This window comes from Geomonas sp. Red32, from assembly GCF_023652955.1.
In the GTDB taxonomy this organism is placed as follows: Bacteria; Desulfobacterota; Desulfuromonadia; order Geobacterales; family Geobacteraceae; genus Geomonas.
Window position 1 is genome coordinate 575,879 of the sequence record NZ_JAKLOY010000001.1, and the last position, 18,553, is coordinate 594,431.

General features: G+C 65.9%; 7 protein-coding genes and 1 tRNA gene. 7 read left to right on the forward strand and 1 reads right to left on the reverse strand.

The genetic code is table 11. The features are described from left to right. Window positions 1–31 precede the first annotated feature (31 nt). The 5 genes from L4X63_RS02575 to L4X63_RS02595 all read left to right on the forward strand — a co-directional run bounded on the left by L4X63_RS02575 (window position 32) and on the right by L4X63_RS02595 (window position 16,081). Window positions 32–1,495, forward strand: a complete 1,464-nt coding sequence (locus L4X63_RS02575) for a hypothetical protein (protein WP_250677020.1) — start codon at window positions 32–34, stop codon at window positions 1,493–1,495. Window positions 1,496–1,659: 164 nt separating this feature from the next. Then, the gene (locus tag L4X63_RS02580) at window positions 1,660–2,961 is read left to right on the forward strand and encodes a hypothetical protein (RefSeq protein WP_250677021.1); all 1,302 of its coding nucleotides are present in this window, start codon (window positions 1,660–1,662) and stop codon (window positions 2,959–2,961) included. An 18-nt stretch (window positions 2,962–2,979) separates the two neighbouring features. Beyond that, the gene (locus L4X63_RS02585) at window positions 2,980–9,561 is read left to right on the forward strand and encodes an OmpA family protein (RefSeq protein WP_250677022.1); all 6,582 of its coding nucleotides are present in this window, start codon (window positions 2,980–2,982) and stop codon (window positions 9,559–9,561) included. 67 nt (window positions 9,562–9,628) lie between these two features. Then, on the forward strand, window positions 9,629–15,838 hold the full coding sequence (locus tag L4X63_RS02590) for a beta strand repeat-containing protein (protein ID WP_250677023.1): 6,210 nt from the start codon (window positions 9,629–9,631) through the stop codon (window positions 15,836–15,838). Window positions 15,839–16,004: 166 nt separating this feature from the next. Continuing rightward, window positions 16,005–16,081 (forward strand) — tRNA-Pro (locus L4X63_RS02595). A 359-nt stretch (window positions 16,082–16,440) separates the two neighbouring features. Here L4X63_RS02595 and L4X63_RS02600 read toward each other — a convergent pair. Beyond that, window positions 16,441–16,758, reverse strand: coding sequence for a winged helix-turn-helix transcriptional regulator (locus tag L4X63_RS02600; protein WP_250677024.1), 318 nt, complete (start codon window positions 16,756–16,758; stop codon window positions 16,441–16,443). 199 nt (window positions 16,759–16,957) lie between these two features. On the opposite strand from L4X63_RS02600, the gene L4X63_RS02605 reads away from it, so the two are divergent. Then, the gene (locus tag L4X63_RS02605; protein ID WP_250677025.1) at window positions 16,958–17,275 is read left to right on the forward strand and encodes a hypothetical protein; all 318 of its coding nucleotides are present in this window, start codon (window positions 16,958–16,960) and stop codon (window positions 17,273–17,275) included. Between the two features lie 154 nt (window positions 17,276–17,429). Then, the gene (locus L4X63_RS02610; RefSeq protein ID WP_250677026.1) at window positions 17,430–18,248 is read left to right on the forward strand and encodes a TIM barrel protein; all 819 of its coding nucleotides are present in this window, start codon (window positions 17,430–17,432) and stop codon (window positions 18,246–18,248) included. Window positions 18,249–18,553 lie beyond the last annotated feature (305 nt).

Sequence of the window (18,553 nt, forward strand, 5' to 3'; positions counted from 1 at the left end):
GTAATCGATGCAGAACCTTGAAATGACTTCAATGAAAAGGAGAATCACCATGCAGCACACCTTCAGCATCCGCAGCACCGGACGCGCCGCAGCGGGCGTCCTGGCGCTCGGCGCGCTCCTCGCGGTCAGCCAGCCGCAGGAGGCCGCCGCAAGCACCACTGCCAACACCAAGCTCTTGAACGTGGTAACCGTCAGCTACAAGGACGCGAGCAACAACAACACCTTCTCGGCCAACGCCTCCACCCAGGTCACCGTGAACCTGGTCAAGGCGGGCTTGAACGCCATCGCCGCCCCGACCGGCCCCACCGGCCCCTGGGGCCTTAGCTGCCTCCCGGCCGTCAACACCCCGTCCGGCGGGACCATCACCACCCTCTACGCGATGGTCGCCAACGCCAACGGCTCCGACACCTACAACTTCGGCCTGTCCGCCGCCTCGGGGACCAACACCAACGGGGCGCTGGCCACCAACGTCACCTCCCACTTCCAGTTCCTGAAGTACGACGGGACCGCCGACGGCGCCCAGGACGCCGGCACCCACACCTTCGCCAGCGGCATCGGCGTCGGCCTGGCCACCGGGACCAGCGATACCCTCCTCTTCCCGGGCGGCTCGCTCGACTCCAACACCTTCGCCCCCAACAAGATCGTGGTGGTGACCTACCTGGACGGCAAGAAGCAGGCCTTCCTGGTCTCCGGCGTCTCCGGCGGCTCCGCAGCCACCATCACCGGCAACAACACCGGCGGTGCCTACTCGAACCTGGCATCGACCGCCGGCGAGACCCAGGGTCAGCTCAAGCTGGCCGCCCTCCCCACCACCGCCATCGACGGGCTCAACGTAGGTGCTAACGCCGCCCCCGACTTCGACACCCACGCGGTCGACTTCTCGGTACCGGTCGCCGAATTGGCCCTCGTGCAGGTCAGCGTCACCGCCAGCGTGGCCCAGACCAACACCGACGCCACCGTCAACTTCACCCTGGCCGGCTCCACCCAGGGCCCCACCCCGGTAACCGCCACTGTCGCCTGCACCGACGGCACCTGGGTCGCTCCCCAGCTGACCATCAGCAAGCTGGTGAGAAACGTCAGCAAGAGCGGGAGCTTCGTCGGTAACCTCGGCACCGCCAGCGCGGACCCCAACGACACCCTCGAGTACCAGGTCACCGTTACCAACACCGGCGGCGACGCCAACAAGGTGGCGGTAACCGACGCGGTCCCGGCCTACACCACCCTGGTGGCGGGTAGCACCTACGGCACCAGCGCCGCCACCCCGACCGGTTCCAGCATCTTCGCCCAGGTAACCAAGAACGGCGGCACCGCCATCAACATCGACATGGGGACCTCGGCCGTGGAGAGCGCCAACGTGGCCGCCGGCGACGCCACCAGCACCGCCGCCAAGAGCCCCATCAACTTCTACCTTGGCACCAGCGCCAGCACTTCCGCCGGCGGCACCGTGAAAGCCGGCGAGACCTTCGTGATCATCTATCAGGTGAAGGTCAACTAGCCGGCCGGGAGCGCTCCGTAGCGGGCGCTTCTCCATGGCGGGAGACGGTCCTCCCGCCGGACCATGGATTCGGGTTCCCCGCGGCGTCAGGGGAAAAGACCGGGCAACAGCCCCGGCCGCGGGACCCAGCACTTTTGAATGATGTATGACAAGGAGATAGCAGTATGAACAAGATCAGGACCTCGCTCTCCCTGCTCGCGCTGGCGCTGGTGACTGCGGCAAGCAGCAACGCCTGGGCATCCACGGCGGCCAACACCCAGATCGTCAACACCGCAACCCTTACCTTCAACGGCGGCAAGAAAGACGCCTCGGTCACCGTCGGCGTCAACCTGGTGGCCGCCGCCCCGACCCTGGTGCTCAACAACGGCACCGGCAGCTACATCACCACCGACAACCAGGCGCTGACCGACTCCCTGGTGCTCACCTCCAACGCCAACGGCCCGGCTACCTACCACGTGACGGTCGCCATGGGGAGCTCCGGCGCCCAGGCGGTGGTCAACACCACCAACCCGTCGGTCTCCGACGGCAACTCCGGGCTCGGCTTCGACGTCGTGCTGGGCGCCTCGGTCACCACCGTGGGGGCCTCCAACGCCTCCGGCGCCAACACCCTGGTCATCCCGGCCCCCGACGCCGCCCACGTGACCGGTTCCGGCACGACCCTCCAGGTCAACGGCATCGGCATCGGCTCGGTGATCACCTTCTCCAGCTACACCCGCAACGTGACCGCCATCGCCGTCAATGCCGACGGCACCTACACCCTCACCTTCGACGGCACCGCCCTCGGCACCCCGATCGCGGCCGGTACCCCGGTCTACGAGCAGAAGACCGTCAACAACATCACCGTCAAGCCCGGTACCGTCATCCAGCTCGGCACCGCCATCAACGTCTACGCCCAGGCCAACGTCACCACCGGCGGGGTCTCCGGCAGCACCCCCAGTAACTGGGCGCTCAACACCTGGACCAGCGGCTCCCCGAAGGTCGACATCACCAAGTACGTCCGCAACGTCACCACCGCGAGCTCCAACAGCACCGGCTCCGGGGCAACCTCCTTCGCCATTAACGGGGCGGCCAGCACCAACTACTACACGAGCGGCGTGACCGCCAAATCCGGCGACGTCCTCGAGTACGTGATCAGGGCCGGCAACAACTCGGGCACCGACGACATCACCGGAGCCGCCCTCTCCGACGCCGTCCCGACCAGCTACGTCGTCCTCCAGTACGGCGCCTTCGGCGGCTCGGGCGCCGACGTCTTCTACTCCCCGGCCGGCGACGGCACCGGCTCCGCCCTGGCGCTGGGAACTTCCGCCGCCACCAACCAGGCCTACACCGCCGCAACCAACAGCGCCACCACCACCCTGACCGTCAACGTCGGGACCGGCGCCGGCGTCAACACCCTCGGTACCATCGCCAAGAACAGCGGCACCGAGAACTTCGTGATGATCGTCTACCGCGTAAAAGTGAACTAGGCGGAGATTGTCACGCGAATGACCCGAAGCCTGATTAACAGCCTCCGCGGCATGTTTGCCGGCCTTGTGCCCGGCAAGAGTGCCGGCGGCCTCACCGGCCGCCACGAAGGCCATGGTGCGCCCGCGCCACGGTCCACGGCGGAGCTGCGTCCGGCTTCCGGGTCGCCCGGCAAACGCACCTTCCAGGCAGGGCTCCCGCTCGCAGGGGCCCTGCTCTGGATGGTCGTTTCCCTCCTGTCCGCCGCCACCGTGTCGGCCCAGGAGAGCATCGTCAACACGGTCCAGCTTCAGAGCAACTCGATGGCCCTGGCGGAAAGCCGGGTGACGGTCGTAAAGGCCGCCGTCTCCGGCGCCCCGGTCCTCGAGTTCCTCAAGTACGCACCGCTTCTTTCCACCGCCGAGCAGGTGGTGGTCTCCCCGACCTACTACAGCACCACCGGCAACTCGAAGGCCTCCTTCTCGATGATGCCGCCGCCGGTGCCGGCCGGGTCGACCGCGCCGATCGATCTCACCAAACCGGTACCGCTCATCCCGACCACCATCTTCCACCAGTGCGAGCCGATCTTCGTCCGGCTGACCGACGAGGGGAGCAACCTCGACCCCGCGGTGGCCGACAGCGCGGTGGTCACCCTGACCGATCCGGCCACCGGCGACGTGGAGGTGCTCCGCCTGAACGAGACCGGGGCCGACACCGGGGTCTTCACCGGCTACATCCAGTCCTCGGGGAGCGCCTGCCAGGTCAACCCCGCCCCGGGGACCTACTCCGGCTACCTCCCGGTCACCGACGGGAGCAAGATCACCGCGGTCTACACGACCACCGACGGCACCGAGACGGTCAACAGCGTGGCCATCGTCGACCCCTACGGCATCCTCTTCAACAGCATCACCGGCAAGCCGGTGGACGGGGTCACCATCACCCTGATCGACCAGGCGACCGGCCAGCCGGCCCAGGTGTTCGGCGACAACGGGGTATCCACCTTCCCGGCCACCATCGTGACCGGCGGCACCCCGACCGACACCACCGGCAGGCGCTACGATTACCCGCCGGGGCAGTTCCGCTACCCGTTCGTCAAGCCGGGGTCCTACCGCTTCCAGATCACCACGCCCCCCGGCTACTCGCTCCCGTCGACCGTCTCCGATGCCCAGCTGCAGGCGCTTCCGACCGGCCCCTTCTCGCTCACCACCGGGTCGAGGCTGGAGCCGTTCGTGGTGAACCCGGGGCCGTCGGTGCACATCGACATCCCGATCGATCCGCTCCCGGCTTCGCTTTGGCTGTTGAAGAGCGCCGGGAAGGGGATGGCCGCCATCGGCGACTTCGTTCCCTACCAGCTCGACCTCACCAACAACGACGCCGCGGCGACCGCGTTCAACGTGTCGATCACCGACACGCTCCCCACCGGGTTCCGCTACCGCCCCGGCTCGGCGACCGCCAACGGCGCACACATCGGAGACCCGGCCATCGCCCCGGACGGGCGGACCATGGTCTTCAGCCTGGCCGACCTGGCCCCCAAGGCGAGCGTCAGCATCCGCTACGTGGTCGAGGTGGCGGCCGGTGCCCATGACGGCGCGGCGATCAACTACGCCACCGCGAAAAGCTACGGCGCGGCCTCCAACACCGCCCAGGCGACCGTGGTGGTCCACTCCGACTTCATGAACAGCAAGAGCCTGATCATGGGGAGGGTCGAGCGCGGCCCCTGCGGCCTCGACTGGGACGAAGGGGTGGAGGGGATCCGGATCTACCTGGAAGACGGCACCTTCGTGAACACCGACAAGCGCGGGATGTTCCACTTCGAAGGGGTGAAGCCGGGGACTCACGTGATCCAGCTCGACCTCGACTCGCTCCCCGAGGGGTACCAGGTCTACAGCTGCAGCGACAACACCCGCTTCGCCGGCCGCTCCTTCTCCCAGTTCGTGGATGCCCAGGGGGGAACCATGTGGCGGGCGGACTTCCGGGTGGGAAGGCCGGACGACGTGGCGCTGTACCGGAAGCGGGCCACCGAAAAGGCCGAGGCGGACAAGAAGAAGGCCGACGAAGCGGCCATGAAGATCACCGAGGCAAGGCTCGCCGAGCTCAAGAAGAGCGCCGAGGCCGCGGCGTCGGCCAAGGCGGAGGCCGAAGAGGTCGAGCCTCCCAAGGACGACTGGGCCCCCGAGCAGGCAGGGAGCGAGCCGGAGCCCGAGGCCGAGCAGACCGCCAAGGACGACTGGAGCGATCCGCAGCCGGAGGCGGCTCCAGCCCCGGTGGCCGGGAATTCCGCTCCCGACGCCATTGCCCTCGAGTTGAGAAGCCAGCTCGAGGAGGGAAGGGTCATCCTCACCCCGGCCGTCGAGCTCTCGCGCCTCCCGGCCCGCACCCGGGCCCTCGAGATCGAACTCCCCGCCGGGCTCCGCTACCGGGCCGGAAGCGCCACCCGCGGCGGCAAGCCGGTCCCCGATCCGGCCGTCTCCGGCCGCGTGCTGAGCTTCCCCCTCGAGAACGGCGGGGCAGGCGAGCGGGTCGCCCTGCGGCTGGCCGCCGACTTCACCCCCGAGGCCCCCTCCGGCGAGTTCATCACCCGCGCCACGGTGGCCTACGGCGGCGAGAGCGGGAAGACCGAGCACACGGTGTCGGTCGAGAACGTGGTGGTCAGGATCAAGGAGCAGGAGGCGGGCTCGCTGCCGAGCCTGGTGGTGCGGCCTACCTTCGAGGTGTTCGAGGCGGCGCTCTCCCCCGATGACAAGAAGACCCTGGACGCCACCGCCGAGACCATCCGGAACTTCACCGCCAAGGGCCTCATGCGCGTGCGGCAGCTGCTGGTGGTCGGCCACACCGACTGGACCCGGATCGCACCGAGAAGCCGGAAGGTGTACCGCGACAACGCCGCCCTCTCCCAGGCGCGCGCCCGCAGCGTCGCCCTCTATCTTAAAGAGAAGCTCGGGCTGACCCCGGCCCAGATCTCCGCCTCCGGCAAAGGGCAGAGCGTCCCGATAGCGAGCAACAAGACCGCGGAAGGGCGCTCCCTCAACCGCCGCGTCGAGGTGACCATCCTCACCGAGCAGGTGGTCGAGCGGGTATCCACCAAGATCACCAAGGACGCCGACCGCGCCACCCGGAACATCCCGGGCCAGGGCTCGGCCAGCGCGGTTCCCGGCAGCGGCCCGGCGGCATCGGTGGTGGTAAACGGCGCGGCCGATGCCAAAGCGGCCGGTGCCAAGGGAACCACTGTCCCGGCCAACGATGAGAACGAAGAGAGCGAAGGTACCGAAGCGGCCGGGTCCGTGACGGGCAGCACCGGGCCCGCCGCCACGGGCGCGGCATCCTCGGTCTCCGGATCGCTCCTCCCCGGCTTCCCCGCCGCCAGGGGGCTCGCCGGCTACCCGATGCTGGCCGCCAACCTCGCGGCCCCGGCCACCGCCGCGGTAAGCGGCTACCCGTTGCCGCTCGTCTCCGAGACCGGCGCCGCCATGATGAGCATGCCCGCTTCCGGAAGCGAATCCGAGGTCTGCTATCTCGCGACGGCAGCGGCGGGGGATTCCCCCAAGGAAACGGCGAAGAGCCCGAGGCTGACCGAGGTGGGGATCATGTCCCCGGCCGACGGCTTCCTCCTCCCCGACCCGATCTCGGCAGTCAGGGTGGTGATCGATTCCCAGCTCACCCCGCACCTTCTGGTGGACGGCTCCGAGATCGGCTCCGACCGGATCGGCTTCACGCTCAAGGACAACAGCACCGAGAAGACCCTCTACAGCTACATCGGCGTCAACTTCGGCGAACCCGGCCAGCACACCATCGTACTGCGCGGTACCGACACCTTCGGCAACGTCCGCTTCGAAAAGATCGCCAAGGTGACCCGCGTAGGCGCCATCGCCACCATCCGGGTGGCGGGAACCGACGGCAACATGGCCGACGGCAAGAGCCCGGTCAAGGTCCGGCTGGAACTCTTCGACGCCGCCGGTACCCCCTTCCGCTCCGCCACCCAGCTGAGCGTGCAGGAAGGGAACCTGAAGCCGTACCGCCAGGAGACCATGTTCAAGGATCCGGCCGACAAAGGGGACAAGGTGACGGTCGACGCCGAGGGATGGGCGCTCTTCCAGCCGGTCAACGCCTCCGGCCCCTACCGCGCGGTGCTCGCCTCCGGCAAGACCACCGTGGAGGTGGAGACCTACGTGCAGCCCAAGATGCGCGACTGGATCCTGGTCGGCCTGGGCGAGGGGACGGTGGGATACAACACGGTCGCCGGGCACATGGAGAACTTCAAGGCCTCCGGCGAGGACAACAACCTCTACGAAGACGGCCGGGTCGCCTTCTACGGGAAGGGAACCATCCAGGGGAAATGGCTCCTCACCATGGCCTACGACAGCGCCAAGCAGAACCCGCAGGCCTCCAACAGCCTGTTCCAGACCATCAACCCGGAGACCTACTACACCCTCTATGGCGACGCGTCGCAGCAGCAGTACGACGCCGCCAGCGCGAGGAAGGTCTACCTGAAGATCGAGCGCGAGCAGTTCTACGCCCTGTTCGGCGACTTCGACACCGGCCTCACGGTGACCGAGCTCTCCCGCTACTCGCGGCGCCTGAACGGTGTGAAGGCTGAATGGCAAGGGAAGAAGTTCGAGGCCAACGTCTTCGGGACCAACACCGCCCAGGCCTACGCCCGCGACGAGATCCAGGGCGACGGCACCTCCGGCCTCTACCACCTGAGCCGCAAGCCGATCGTGCTCAACTCGGACAAGGTGACCATCCAGGTACGCGACCGCTTCCGGAGCGAGATCATCGTGAGCAGCCAGGACATGGCCCGCTACACCGACTACACGATCGACTACGACGCCGGGACCATCTTCTTCAAGCAGCCGATCCCCTCCCGCGACGAGAACTTCAACCCGATCTTCATCGTGGCGGAGTACGAGGTCAACAACCAGGGGACCGAGGCGCTCACCTACGGCGGCCGGGTCGGGGCCAAGCTTCTGGACAACAAGCTGAAGACCGGCTTCACCTATCTCCACGAGGGGCAGATCACCGGCTCCGCCAACAGCTACGGCGTGGACGCCACCGCGAGACTCTCCACCGGCACCACGCTGAAAGGCGAGGCCGCCCATACCGACACCGACTACGCGGGCGATCACCGCCACGGCGACGCCTTCCTGGCCGAGGTGCAGCAGCAGTCGAAGAGCTTCGTGGGGAGGGCCTACTTCCGCGAGGAGGAGAACGGCTTCGGGCTCGGGCAGCAAAACGGGAGCGAGAACGGGACCCGCAAGTTCGGGGCCGAGGGGAACTACAAGCTCTCCGACAGCTTCTCGGTCGGCGGCCAGGCCTACCGCCAGTACAACCTCGCCGCCGGCGGCTACCAGGACATCGTGGAGGAGAGGAACACCTACACGCAGGGCCCCTACTCCGCCCACGTCGGGGCGCGCTACGCCAACGACACCCAGGGGGACGGCACCACCAAGGAGTCCGATCAGCTGAACGTCGGGGGGAGCTGGCTCACCCTCAACAAGCGGCTCACCCTGAGGGCGGACCACGACCAGTCGATCAGCGGCAACGCCAACGCCACCTTCCCGACCAGGACCGTGCTCGGCGCCGACCTCAAGCTGACCGAGAAGGTCACCCTGACCGCCGACCAGGAGTTCACCAGCGGCGACGGCGCCAACACCAACAACACCCGGGTGGGCTTGAAGTCGCTGCCGTGGAGCGGCGGGTCGCTGAACAGCAGCATGGAGCGGGACACCAACGACAACGGGGAGCGGATGTTCGCCCTCTTCGGTCTCAAGCAGACCTGGAAGGTGACCGACAAGTGGAGCGTGGACGGCAGCCTCGACCGGAGCCAGACCATGGCCAAGTCCAGCAACTACACGCTGAACACGAACGTCCCGGCCGCCTCCGGCTCCAGCGAAGACTTCACCGCCGTTTCGCTCGGGACCAACTACACCGAGAAGAACTGGAACACCAGCAACCGGGTCGAGTACCGCACCTCCACCTCGGAGGACAAGTGGGGGATCATCTCCTCCTTCATCGGGGAGCCCAAGGAGGGATGGGGCTGGTCGGCGAGGCTGCAGCTCTACGACAGCAAGTCGATCACCGGCGGGACCAGCATCAACGACGACCTGAGGCTCGGCCTGGTCTACCGCCCGCGGCAGACCAGCTGGATCATCCTCGACCGGCTCGACGTCATCTACTCTAACACCGACGCCCCCGGCTCCATCAGCCAGGAGAGCCGCCGGCTGGTCAACAACCTGAATGCCAACCTGAGGCTCACGAGGAGCGAGCTTTCCCTTCAGTACGGCGCCAAGTACGCGCTGGAGACCATCGACAGCATGCGCTACAGCGGGTACACCGACCTGGTCGGGATCGAAGGGCGCTACGATCTCGCCAAGGATTGGGACCTCGGGCTCCGCGGGAGCGTGCTGCACTCCTGGGGGGCCGGCCAGGTCGACTACTCCACCGGCGTATCGGTCGGCTACAACATCGTCCAAAACGCCTGGCTCTCGCTGGGCTACAACCTGATGGGCTTCACCGACAAGGACTTCTCGGTCTCCGACTACACCGCCCAGGGCCCCTATCTCAAGTTCCGCTTCAAGTTCGACCAGAGCTCGGTGAAAGACGCCGCCAAGTGGCTCAACCGGTAGCCGCCGCGGTCCGCTGCATTTCTGCCGGCCCAGCTCCCGGGCCGCGCCATGAGGAAACAACCGTCACATGAATGCAAGCAATCCCCGCCGGACCGGCCGCTCTCTCCTTCGGGGGAAGGGCCCCCTTTCCGTCACCCGTTTCCTGCTTCCACTATTTATATATATAGCGGCGCTGCCGCTCGTCCCCTGCCGCACCGCATCCGCCCTGGTCTGCTCGGTCCCGGGGCAGGACGGACCGGCGAACGTCTCCGGCATCGTCAATACCTATTACGCCGGCCGCTCCAACACCTCGGTCCCGGCAGGCTCCACCGCCGTCCCGGTCGGGAGCATCGACACCTCGGGCGGCGGGGCCTCCACCCCGTTTGCCGCCGGCGACCTCGCGCTGGTGATCCAGATGCAGGACGCCGACATCAGCTCCTCCAACGACTCCACCTACGGCGGGAGCGGCGGGGGGGCCGGTTACACCTCGCTCAACTCCACCGGACTCTACGAGTACGTGGTCGCCTCCGGCCCGGTCACCCTCGGCTCGCTCCCGATCACCTCGGCGCTCGTCAACAGCTACCGGAGCGCCGACGCCAGCGGACTCTCCGGCCAGCGCCGCTACCAGGTGATCAGGATCCCCCAGTACTCCTCGGCGACCCTGGCCGGGCAGGTCAACGCCGCCGCCTGGAACGGGACGACCGGCGGCGTGGTGGCCTTCGACGTGGCCGGCCAGCTCAACTGGAACGGCAGGGTAGTGAACGCCAGCGGCCGCGGCTTCCGCGGGGGGGCCGGGCTGACCGCCATGGGGGACGCCTCCCAGCCGACCACCACCGTCCCCCCCGACACGGCGCCCAACGTCTATGCATCCCCAGCTCCGGCGGTGGGGGCGGTGCCGTCTACCGCACAATGCACCAACTGCTACGACGGCGGAAAGGGAGAGGGGATCGCCGGAACTCCGCGTTTTCTCTACATCCCGGCCGTCCCCGAGAACGGAGTCCGCTACGACTCGGGGAACAACTACCTCTCCAACTTCGCCGACGGTTATCCCGGCGGGAGCTACAGCCGGGGCGCCCCGGGGAACGCCGGCGGCGGCGGCTCCGATGGCAACCTCAACGACAACGACGAGAACACCGGCGGTGGCGGGGGGGGAGCCTACAGCTCCGGGGGGATGGGAGGATACGGCTGGACCCCCAACACCCCACCCGGCGCCCAGACCGGAGGGATCGGAGGCTATGCGGTCCCGCTCGCCCCGGGACGGCTGACCATGGGCGGCGGCGGCGGGGCAGGCACCAGCAACAACGGCACCGGGCCGCTCACCGGCGGGCTCACCTCATCGGGAGCCCCCGGCGGCGGCATCGTGCTGATCAGGACCGCCACCGCCATCGGCAACGCCACCATCAACGCCAACGGCGCCCCCGGCGCCTGGGACCCCAACGGGAACGTCCCCAGCTCCGGCTATTCCCCCCGCATCGTCTGCAACGACGCAGCCGGCGGAGGAGGGGGCGGCGGGAGCGTGCTGATCTTCGCCTCCAACTCGAACGTGGGAACCCTCACCATCAACGCGTCGGGGGGTAACGGCGGCAACAACACCGGCACCGCCGGTTGCGGCGTCTGCACGGCGACCAACTGTCCGCACGGACCGGGGGGCGGCGGCAGCGGCGGCTTCGTGGCGCTCACCACCAGCACCGGGGTGACCGTCAACGTGTCGGGTGGGGCAAGCGGCCTCTCCTCGGGGAGCCCCACCTCCACCCCACCTTACGGCTCCTCCTCCTCGTCGGGCGGGTTCCAGGTCTACACCATCCCTCCGGTCTCCATGCCGGGGGCGAGCGTGGACGCCATGTGCTACCCCTCGCTTACCGTCTCCAAGGTGACCGGGCAGGCCAATGCCGTGCGCGGCGGGACCACCACCTACACCATCACGGTCACCAACCAGACCGGCTACGGGACCGCCACCGGGGTGACCGTCAACGACACCCTGCCGGGCGCCCCCTCCCCCTTCACCTACGCATCGACCGGGACGGTGACGCTCGCCGGGGGAGCCACCCGCACCTCGACCAGCAACCCCGCCGCCGGCGCGACCGCACCGTCGTGGGGAAAATTCAGCATCCCCGGCGGGGGCTCGGTTTCGGTGACCTTCACGGTCAACATCCCGGCAGGGACCAACCTGGCGACCTACCAGAACTCCGCCACGGTCACCTACGACGACCCGACCCGCACCACGGCAGGGCAGACCGTCACCCCGGGCGGCACCTACGCGGCAGGGGGGACGGTGGCCGGGAGCAACTACAGCTCCGCCTCCTCCACCCAGGAAGACGTTACGGTCTGGATGCCTGCCACGGTGACCAAGAGCTTCACCCCCGCCGCCATCGAGGCGGGAGGGAGCTCGGTCTTGAGCATCTCCATCGCCAACCCGAACTCGACCGCAGTCAGTAACGCCTCCTTCACCGACAGCTATCCGGGCGGCCTCAGCAACGCGGCCTCCCCGGGCGCCGCCTTCACCGCCGCATCGATCTCGGCCGGCTGCTCCGGCACCCTGACCGCCCTCCCCGGCGGCGGCAGCCTGGCGCTTTCGCTGGGTGCCGTCCCGGCGGGTGCCACCTGCACCGTCACGGTCAACGTCACCTTCACCACCGCCACGAGCTACACCAATACGCTCCCCGCCCTGGGATTTGCGAACAACCTGAACGTGACCAACCTGACGGCGGCCTCGGCCACCCTTTTGGCCAAGCCGATCATCGTCAAGAGCTTCTCCCCGGTCGCGGTCAACACGGGGGTGAATTCCACCCTCTCCTTCGCGGTCACCAATCCCAATACCACCGGCAACGACCTGCACGCGGCAGGCTTCTCGGACAGCTTCCCGAGCGGTCTCCTCGGCGGGGCACCCAACGGCGGCCAGCTGGTGGCCACCGGCGGCGCCATCACGGTGACCGGCACCGGCTGCAGCGGCTTCTCCCCCACCACCATCGCCGCCAACGCCACGAGCCTCACCGTGAGCGGGGGTACCGTGCCGGCGGCGACCACCTGCACCATCTCCTTCCCGGTGAAAAGCGCCACCACCGGATACTATCCCAACACGGTGACCGGCGTCGCCACCACCGAGACCGGTGCGGCGGGGAGCGGCTCGTCGGCCGCCCTGGGAGTAGGTGTCATCACGGTGGGCGAGGCCTTCTCCCCGGCCACCATCAAGAGCGGGGCAACCTCGACCCTGACCTTCACCCTCTCCAACCCGACCGGGGTAGCCCAGACCGCGGGCGCCTTCACCGACACCCTGGCCAACATGCAGGTGGCCGCCAACCAGACGGTGGGGGGGAGCTGCACCTTTTCCCCTTCCGCCCCGACGCTGACCGCGGGGCAGACCGGCCTCAGCTTCTCGGGCATCAAAATCCCGACCGCCGGATGCACCATCACCCTCACGGTGACGAGCTCCAGCGCCGGGGTGCAGAGTAACGCCACCAGTTCCGGGGTATCCACCGCGCTCCTCCCGGCCGGCCCGCTCTCCTCGCCGGCCAGCCTCACGGTGATTGCCCCCGCGGTCATCGCCAAGAGCTTCTCCCCTTCCACCATCGAGACCGGGCAGAGCTCAACCGTAACCTTCACCATCACCAACCCGAACTCGGTCCCCCTGACCGGCGCCTCCTTCTCCGACACGCTTACCAGCATGCAGGTCTACGCGGCGGGCGCGGCGGGAGGAAGCTGCGCCGGGGCCGCGGGGAACTCCTTCACCGCCGGGCAGACCGGCACCCTGAACTTTAGCGGCCTCACCATCCCCACCGGGGGGGCGGGGTGCACGGTGACGGTCAACGTGACGGCGGCGGCTCCGAGCCCGCTCTCCACCGGCTATCCCAACACCGCCTCCGGCGTCGCGAGCAACGAGGCCAACACCGGCTCCCCCTCCAATTCGGCTTCCCTGGTGGTCGCGGCCCCCGCCGCCATCGCCAAGAGTTTCGGTACCAGCCCGGTCGTGCCTGGAGGGACCAGCGTCATCACCTTCACCCTCGACAACCCGAGCGCCATCCCGCTCACCGGGGCCTCCTTCAGCGACACCCTGACGGGAATGCAGGCGAGCGCCGCCGGCCCCGCCGGGGGGAGCTGCACCGGCGCGGGGAGCAACAACTTCGTCGCCGGCCAGACGGGAACCATCACCTTCTCCGGGCTCACGGTACCGGCATCCCCGGCCACCTGCACCGTCACCCTGACCGTGACGGCCCCCTCGGCCGGGAGCTATCCCAATACCGCCGGCGGGGTGAGCGCCAACGAGACCCCGGCCGCCGGGGCAGGCTCCAACACCGCCACCCTCACCGTCCTGTACCCGCCCCAGATCGGCAACGCCTTCTCCCCCGGCTCGATCCAGATCGGCACCGGGCAGTATTCCACGGTCACCCTGACCCTCACCAATCCCAACGCGGGGAACGCGCTCTCCAGCGTCGCCTTCACCGATACGCTCACCAACCTCCAGATCGCCTCCACCGGCGCGGCGGGGGGGACCTGCACCGGGGCGGGCGGCAACTCTTTCACCGCCGGGCAGACCGGAGCGCTCAGCTTCTCCGGAATCGGCATCCCGGCCGGGTCGAGCTGCACGGTGACCTTCAGGGTGACCGGCACCACCATCAGCCCCGCGGCGGGATACCCGAATGCCACCTCCGGCGCCACCAGCGTCTCCGGTACGCTCACGCTGCCGGCCGGCTCTCCGTCGAACACCGCGTATCTGACCACCCTGCAGGCTCCCACCATCACCAAGAGCTTCAACCCGGGGGCCTTGACCGGCACCGGCAACTCGGTGATCACCTTCACCCTGACTAACCCCAACCCGACCCCGCTCACCGGGGCGGAATTCTCCGACCCGCTCCCGGCCAACATGTCCATACCGGCGGGATCCACCACGCCGCAGAACTACATCGCCTCCTGCAGCGCCACCGGGGCGCCCGCCGGAACCGGCACCTGCACCGGCACCATCCCCTGCGGGAACCCCAACACCAACGGCACCGCGCAGACCGGCACCATCACCTGGAGCGGAACCACCATTCCGGCCAGCTCGAGCTGCACCATTACGGTGACCGTGCGGGCCAGCACCAACAACACCAACTACACGAACACGGTGGGAGGGATCACCACCGACCAGACCTCGGTGGCCGGGCCCGGCTGGACCGACACCCTGTCGGTGACCACCGTCGACACGGTAAAGTCATTCGCCTCGGCGAATGTCCTCACCAACCAGACGGTGAACGCCAACTTCACCCTCACCAACAACAGCGGCACTTCCCGTAACGGCACGGTCACCTTCGTGGACACCTTCCCGGCCGGGATGACCTTGGCGGCACTCCCCGCCGCCACCCCCTGCGGCACCGGTAGCTACTTCAAGGACCAGTCGGGGGGGACCCTGGCGGTGGGCGATGGGGGCTTCACCCTGGTGGCCGGCACCCTGGCCAGAAACGGCGGGACCTGCAGCTTCTCGATCCCGGTCAAGATGAGCAATAACGGCACCTACTACAACACGACGGGAAGCATCTACTCCGGGACCACCCTGATCGGCCCAACCAGCAACACGGCCTCGGTCACCGCCCAGGACCAGGTCGTCCTCACCAAGAGCTTCAACGCGTCGAGCATCGACCTCTACGACACCTCGACCATCACCTACACGCTGACCAATCCCAACACCTTTGCCCTGACCGGCGCCACCTTCACCGACACCTTCGCCAAGAACCCGACCTCGCTGGCGGCCGGTTACACGGTGGCAGCCGCCGCCTACGGCGGAACCTGCGCCGGGGTCACCGGGGTCCCCGCGGTGGGGGCCTCCGCCGTCTCCCCGACCGTGCCGACCCTTTTGCCGGGAAGCTGCACCATAACCGTCCCGGTGACCAGCACCGAGCAGACCGGCCCCTTCCCGATCGCCTACGGGAGCGCCTCGCTCACCGGCGTGACGGTGAACCTGGGAGCGGGGCAGACGCCGGGGGCGGCACCGGCCACCATCCCTACCCTCACCGTCAACAAGCTGCCGATCACGGTGGTGAAGACAGCCAACACGGCCAACTCGAACCCGGGAGGGGCGGTCGGGTACACCATCAGCTACGCCAACCCCAACAACTCCATGAGCCTGACCAACCTGGTCTTTACCGACGTGGTGCCGACCTACTCCTCCTTCCAGTCGGCTTCCTGCGGCCCGCTCCCCGCCTCGCTCACCACCTGCAACATTTCCGCCCCTCCGGTAGGAGGCAAAGGGACGGTGACCTGGACCCTCGGGGGGGCGCTCAACCCGGGCTCCAGCGGGAACCTCTACATCAACGTGAAGGTGGATTAGCTGCGGAGGGCCGAAGGGATGGTGGGCAGGGAGCGAGGGGGCCGGGAGCGGGCACGGAAGCCTTTATTAAGTAACGCGCGCGCGGGGAGAGTTCCCGCCAATTATGTTTTTTTGGTTGACATCCAAAACGAAAAAGGTTAAAAACTGAGCTTCCCGAGAGACGCATCGGAATGTAGCGCAGCCTGGTAGCGCACCTGCTTCGGGAGCAGGGGGTCGGAGGTTCGAATCCTCTCATTCCGACCATTAATACGAAAAAGCCCTTGGCACCTGCCAAGGGCTTTTTTCGTTGGTGCTCCGGTCCCCCTCCGGTCCGGAGAGAACCGAACCTCTACCCATTCATCAAGCGCAGCTCCCTCCCTCACTCTCTTTGATAGCAGACGCGGCAAAAAGACACCACGCCGGTCGTTTCCTTCTCTGTGATGGCACAGAGAGCCGTCGAGAGGCGATCAAAGGACATACACGCCCGCCAGCACAAACCTCCTTGTTGCTCTTCCCTCTGAACTGCCTTTCGTCTCGCCATGCCAAGAGCCCTGAGCGGCCCCCGGCCACTGCTGGGGCCCGATCTCGGCATCCAGTCGCACTTCGGTCAGCGGTCCGGCTTCTCAGACGCCGCGCTGCTCCAGATAGCTGGTGCCCCAATTATGCATTGCCTCGAAGATGGGCCTAAGGGTATGGCCGAATTCCGTGAGAGAGTATTCGACGCGGGGGGGGACCTCAGGGTAGATCTTCCTGGTGACCAGCCCGTCAGACTCCAACTGGCGGAGCTGCTGCGTCAACATCTTCTGGGTCACGCCGCTGATTCCCCTGTTGAGTTCGCCGAATCGTTGCGTCCCTCTCAGGAGCAAATTTCTCACAATCAGGACCTTCCACTTGTCACCCAGCAGATTGACTGTTACCTCAATTGGACATGCCATCGCCATAACTCCCTGTAATCACACATTGGTTACTTCGGAGTGAGTATATGACTTTATAGTGCTTACTTGCAATAAGTTCGTTGCCGTCTTAATCTACCTTCAAAAAACAGGAATTGACAAGGCGTCGGTAGAAAATGGAGGCAATCGCAACATCCGGCGGTTACTGCTTTTCAACAGACTGCAACAGATGGAGGAGGAAAAAGACATGGTAGATAGCACGGTAATCGACGCATTCCACATGATGTGGGGAACTTTCCCGGAACCGGTACGGTTGATTCAAAAGGACCGAAGGGTGCTGGCAGTCAATGAAATTGCCGCGAGCAGGGGAATGGAGGTTGGGGTCTACTGTTATTCAGTCGGCAATCCCGAGTTACACAAAGTATGCTGTGCCAATGAGGCGCTCGTCTCGAATAAGGGGCAACGAATGGATGCACCCGACGGAAGAATCAGATTCTGGAGTCCTGTCAGCAACTGTCCGGGTGTCTTTATCCACTTCGTCATTTTCAGAGAAACGGACCAATGACAGAGCCCCCCCCCCCACGAGAAGAACCATCCGGTCTACAACTCATTCGCCGCAGAACTTGAGGTTTGCTTCATCGAAAACCTGCTTTCGCTCGAAGATGGAAGCATAGACTACATGCCGGCCAGAATGCTGACCGAAGGTAAAGAGGTATAACGTGTCGGGCAGACTGTTGTTTGGTATATCCGGGCTGCCGCTTGGAGTCGGGCAGAAAGTCAACTATGCTTCTGCGATTCCTTATCTTAAGGCGTTCGGGCTGGATGCCATGGAGCTGTTATTCGTTCGGACGGTAAACGTGTCGGACGCGAACAAGGACACAATCCTGCACAACAAGCTGGCGAACGATTTTTATCTGTCGGCTCACGGCTCTCATTACATCAATCTAAACGCCGATGCATCGGAGAAACGGAAAGCATCCATCGAAAGGATTCTGGACGGAGTGGACGCACTTCTCAAAGTCCAAGGGCGAAGCCTGATCTTTCATCCAGGTTACTACCTGGGAAGTTCAAAGGAGGGAAGCTACACTGCAATAAAGGAGAGCCTGTGCAGACTTCCGCACAAGGGAATTGATTACCGTCTGGAGACTACCGGAAAGGGCACTGCGTTTGGTACGCTTGAAGAACTGGTCTCGCTATGCAAGGAGATCCCCTCGTGCAAGCTCTGTATCGACTTTGCCCACATCCATGCAAGGAACAACGGCAGCCTGAAAAACTACGACGACTTTGCCGGGATACTGCAGTACGTATCGGGTCAACTGGGGCAGGCTGCCCTAGATGATCTTCATATCCACATGGGGGGAGTCGAATACGGCGTTAAGGGCGAGAGGAATCACCTCCCCTTGCAGGAAAGTGATTTCAACTACGTCGCCTGTTTGAAGGCTCTGAAAGAGTTCGAGGTAAGGGGGTGTGTGATATGTGAAGGTCCCCGAGTTGAGTATGATTCGTTGCTGCTGAAAAGGACTTATCAGGACCTTTGAGAGGTGCCGGACGTTCCCCTTGGGGGGAGGCCTAGGGGTCACTAGGGGTCTGATCAGGGGTTACCAGAAAACCGGATATTTGTCTTCAATCAGTGCAAAGCTTTTTGTCCCATCCTTCCTCACAAGAACCTCCCCGGATTTCGACTCTACAATATATTTTTCGAAAAACTTAAGTACTACCCTCCAAAACACCTCAAGTATACAAGCGCATACTCCGATAGAGTCTAGGTCATTGACTGATGCAGTTATGCTATCACCGGCAGCGATGACATCTATTCACTGAGTTCCATTCGACTACCTACTGA

Coding starts and splice junctions, on each gene's coding strand:
- L4X63_RS02605 (WP_250677025.1), top strand. CDS start 16,958: ATGGTAGATAGCACGGTAATCGACGCATTCCACATGATGTGGGGAACT.
- L4X63_RS02600 (WP_250677024.1), bottom strand. CDS start 16,758: ATGGCGATGGCATGTCCAATTGAGGTAACAGTCAATCTGCTGGGTGAC.
- L4X63_RS02585 (WP_250677022.1), top strand. CDS start 2,980: ATGACCCGAAGCCTGATTAACAGCCTCCGCGGCATGTTTGCCGGCCTT.
- L4X63_RS02575 (WP_250677020.1), top strand. CDS start 32: ATGAAAAGGAGAATCACCATGCAGCACACCTTCAGCATCCGCAGCACC.
- L4X63_RS02580 (WP_250677021.1), top strand. CDS start 1,660: ATGAACAAGATCAGGACCTCGCTCTCCCTGCTCGCGCTGGCGCTGGTG.
- L4X63_RS02590 (WP_250677023.1), top strand. CDS start 9,629: ATGAATGCAAGCAATCCCCGCCGGACCGGCCGCTCTCTCCTTCGGGGG.